This window comes from Delftia sp. ZNC0008 (genome assembly GCF_000799035.1).
Taxonomy (GTDB): domain Bacteria; phylum Pseudomonadota; class Gammaproteobacteria; order Burkholderiales; family Burkholderiaceae_C; genus Comamonas; species Comamonas tsuruhatensis.
This window is the reverse complement of the sequence record NZ_JTKZ01000404.1, coordinates 1-3,533: the sequence shown is the minus strand read 5'-3', so window position 1 is coordinate 3,533 and position 3,533 is coordinate 1. Positions and strand designations below refer to the sequence as shown.

The 3,533-nt window shown below is 69.1% G+C and carries 3 protein-coding genes; all 3 read right to left on the bottom strand.

Annotated features, from left to right (window positions below; translation table 11 throughout):
- Positions 1 to 717 (bottom strand): LysR family transcriptional regulator (locus tag L995_RS13560; RefSeq protein WP_047472257.1); only part of this gene is annotated, 717 nt, incomplete at its 3' end.
- An 83-nt stretch (positions 718 to 800) separates the two neighbouring features.
- Positions 801 to 1,892, bottom strand: coding sequence for an ABC transporter ATP-binding protein (locus L995_RS13555; RefSeq protein WP_012206598.1), 1,092 nt, complete (start codon positions 1,890 to 1,892; stop codon positions 801 to 803).
- 6 nt (positions 1,893 to 1,898) lie between these two features.
- Complete coding sequence (locus L995_RS13550; RefSeq protein ID WP_082001548.1) at positions 1,899 to 3,527, bottom strand: ABC transporter permease; 1,629 nt, start codon at positions 3,525 to 3,527, stop codon at positions 1,899 to 1,901.
- Positions 3,528 to 3,533: the final 6 nt, after the last annotated feature.

Sequence of the window (3,533 nt, the reverse complement as noted above, 5' to 3'; positions counted from 1 at the left end):
CCGCGTCGCCAAGCCCAGGCCGGCGCGCACCAGGCTCTCGGGCGCGGCGGCGGCATCGCTTTCCACGATCTGATTGGGGCTCAGCCCCTGGCGGGCGAACAGCGCCAGCAGCAGGGCCTGCTCATGGTGCTGCGCGGGCGCGCCGATCCAGGGCAGTTGCGCCAGGTCCTTCCAGCCCGATTGCAGGACGCGCTCGCGCAGCGCGGGCGGCGCCGCCACACGGTAGTGCAGTGTCTGCAGCACCAGCGCGCCCAGGTCGCGCGGCATGTGGGCGCCGATGTAGAACGCGCCCTGCAGGCCGCCGGCCGCGACCTGCGCGCGCAGCTCCTCGGCCCAGCCCTGGCGTGTCTTGATGTCCAGCAGCGGCAGCGCCTCCACCAGGCCATGCAGCAGCGAGCCCAGGCGCAGCGCCTCGGGGTCGGCCACCGTGCCCAGCAGCAGCTGGCCGGTGACCTCGCCCTGCAGCTCGCGGGCCTGGCCCTGCAGCCGACCCGCTGCATCAAGCACCTGCCGAGCGGGCTCCATCAGGGCCTCGCCGGCCCGCGTGAGGCTGATGCGGCCCGGGCGCCGGTCGAACAGCGCCACGCCCAGCTCCTCCTCCAGCGCCTTGATCTGGGCCGTGATGGCGGGCTGGGTCAGGTGCAGGGCCTCGGCCGTGCGCGTGACGCTGCCCAGCGTGGCCGCCGTGACGTAGGCGCGCAGCTGATACATCTCCATGGGCGGCCAGCCTAGCGCAGGCGCCAGGGCCTGCGGCCCGGGCAGGCCCGGGTTTCAGGGAACATCCCTAGCCGTCTCATCGTTCACTCATCGAGGTAGCGCAGCTGCGTGGGCTCGATGCCCAGGCGCACCGGCATGCCCATGGGGAACATGGCAATGCCCGCGTAGTGCGCCTGGTCGGCGACCACGGCCACCTCTCCCACGCGCACGCGGTAGCGCGAGAACTCGCCCAGGAATTCGGCGCTCTCGATCTGCCCTTCCACCCACACACGCGAGGCATCGCCCGCATCGTCGCGCACCGCAATCTGCACCTGGTGCGGCCGGAAGGCCAGCGCCGCACGCCCCGGCACGGGCGGCTGGGCCGGGCGCGGCAGGGTCAGCGTGCCCAGGCCCGGCACCTTGAAGACCAGCGACTCGCCTATCGTCGGCAGCACCTCGCCCTCCAGCACATTGGCCGTGCCGACAAAGCCCGCCACGAAGCGGTTGGCCGGGTAGTCGTACAGCCCCGCCGCCGAGCCCACCTGCTGCAGCACGCCCTTGTCCAGCACGGCCATGCGGTCGGCCGTGGTCATGGCCTCTTCCTGGTCGTGGGTGACGAAGATGGTGGTCAGGCCCAGCTTGCGCTGCAGGCTGCGCAGTTCCTCGCGCATCTGCACGCGCAGCTGCTTGTCGAGGTTGGACAGCGGCTCGTCCAGCAGCAGCAGCTTGGGCGCGATCACCACGGTGCGCGCCAGCGCCACGCGCTGCTGCTGCCCGCCCGACAGCTGGCCCGGGCGGCGCTGCGCGTACTGCGACAGGCCCACCAGCTCCAGCACCTCGCCCACCTTGCGGCGGATGGTGTCGCGGCTTTCGCGGCGCTCGACCAGGCCGAAGGCCACGTTGTCGTACACCGTCATGTGCGGCCACAGCGCGTAGTTCTGGAACACCATGCCGATGTTGCGCGCATGCGGCGGCACCCCCGTGATGTCCTGCCCGCCCACCAGCAGCTCGCCGCGCTGGTGCCGGTTGAAGCCCGCGATCAGCCGCAGCAGCGTGGACTTGCCCGAGCCCGAAGGCCCCAGCAGCGCGAAGAACTCGCCGGGCTCGATCTTGAGGTTGACGTCGCGCAGCACTTCGTTGCTGCCATAGCTCAGGCTGATGTGCCTGCATTCGAGGGAGACAGGGTCCAGGTGCATGGCGGTTCACTCCGAAGTCGATTGCACGGTGGCGCGCGAGCGCTCCACGAAGCGGTGCGAGAAATACGTGCCCAGGCCGACCACGACCACGGCCAGCACGCCCAATGCCGCACCGGGCCCGCGCCCCGAGATGCTTTGCATGTACAGGTAGATGCCGTAGCTCATGGGCGCCTGGCTCTGGGCCGAGGCCAGCATGATGGTGGCCGACAGCTCCACCGCCGCCGTGATGAAGCTGGTGACGAAGCCGGCCAGGATGCCGCCGGCCATCAGCGGCACCATCACGCGCCGTATCACGCTGGTGCGGCCCGCGCCCAGGCTTTGCGCGGCCTCCTCCAGCGAGATGTGCACCTGCTGCAGCGCCGCCATGCACGAGCGCAGCGCATACGGCAGCCGCCGCACCGCATAGGCCAGCATGATCAGCACCCAGGTGGTGACGATGGGCGTATCGGTGAAGGGCAGGTTTACGCCCTTGAACAGCCGCAGGTAGCCGATGGCCAGCACCAGCCCCGGAATCGCCAGCGCCACCGAGGCCAGGTAGTCCAGCCACTGCCGGGCAGGCAGCCGGGTGCGCAGGATCAGGTAGGCGATGGCGGTGCCGATCACCACGTCGATGCCCGCCGCCATCAGGCAGTACAGCAGCGTGTTGCCGATCATGTAGCCCGAGTCGGTGAACACCGTGGCGTAGTGCTCCAGCGTATAGCTGTCGGGCAGCACCGAGAAGCTCCAGACCTTGGAGAACGACATCAGCAAGATGCCGATGTGCGGCGCCAGCACCACCAGCAGCACCAGGGCGATCCAGCCATAGGCCAGCAGCGCCTCCCAGGCCGACAGCCGGCGCTTTTGCAGCGCGCTGCCGCCCTTTTGCAAGGTGGCGTAGTCCTTGCCCTTCATCACCCGCGCGGCCAGCCACAGGGCGACGATGGAGAACGCGATCATGATCACGCTGATCACATAGCCCAGCGGATCATCGAGCCCCACCGAGGTGATGCGCAGATAGGCCTGGGGCGCCAACATATTGGTCACGCCCATCACCAGCGGCGTGCCCAGGTCGTCGAACACTTTCACGAACACCAGGGCCGCGCCCGCCAGGTAGCCGGGCATGGCCAGCGGAAAGATCACGCGCCGGAACAGCCGGAATCCACGCGAGCCCAGGTTCAGCGCCGACTCCTCCATGGCCCCGTCGATATTGCGCATGGCCGCCACGAGGTTGAGCAGGATGAACGGGAAGTAGTGGATGCTCTCCACGAAGATCACGCCCGTCAGCCCCTCCATGATGGGCACGGTGAAGCCGAACCAGTCGTCCAGCAGCAGGTTGACCGAGCCGCTGCGCCCGAAGATCAGCTGCAGCGCCACCGCCCCCACGAAGGGCGGCATGATCAGCGGCAGCACGCCCAGCGTCTGTATCAGCAGCGCGCCCCGGAACTCGAAGCGCACCGTCAGGTAGGCCAGCGGCACGGCGATCAGGCTGGCGAAGAACACGCTGGCCAGGGACACGCCCAGGCTGTTGAAGAACGACTCGCGGAAGACGGTCTGGCCGAAGAAATTGCCGAAGTGCCCCAGCGTGAGCCCGCCGCCTTCATTGACGAAGGCGGTGTAGACCACCATGCCCACGGGCACGATGAGAAAGGCCAGCAAACGCGG

What these genes read in the sequence shown, in the direction of transcription:
- L995_RS13555 (WP_012206598.1), bottom strand. Translation starts at nt 1,892, where the DNA reads ATGCACCTGGACCCTGTCTCCCTCGAATGCAGGCACATCAGCCTGAGC.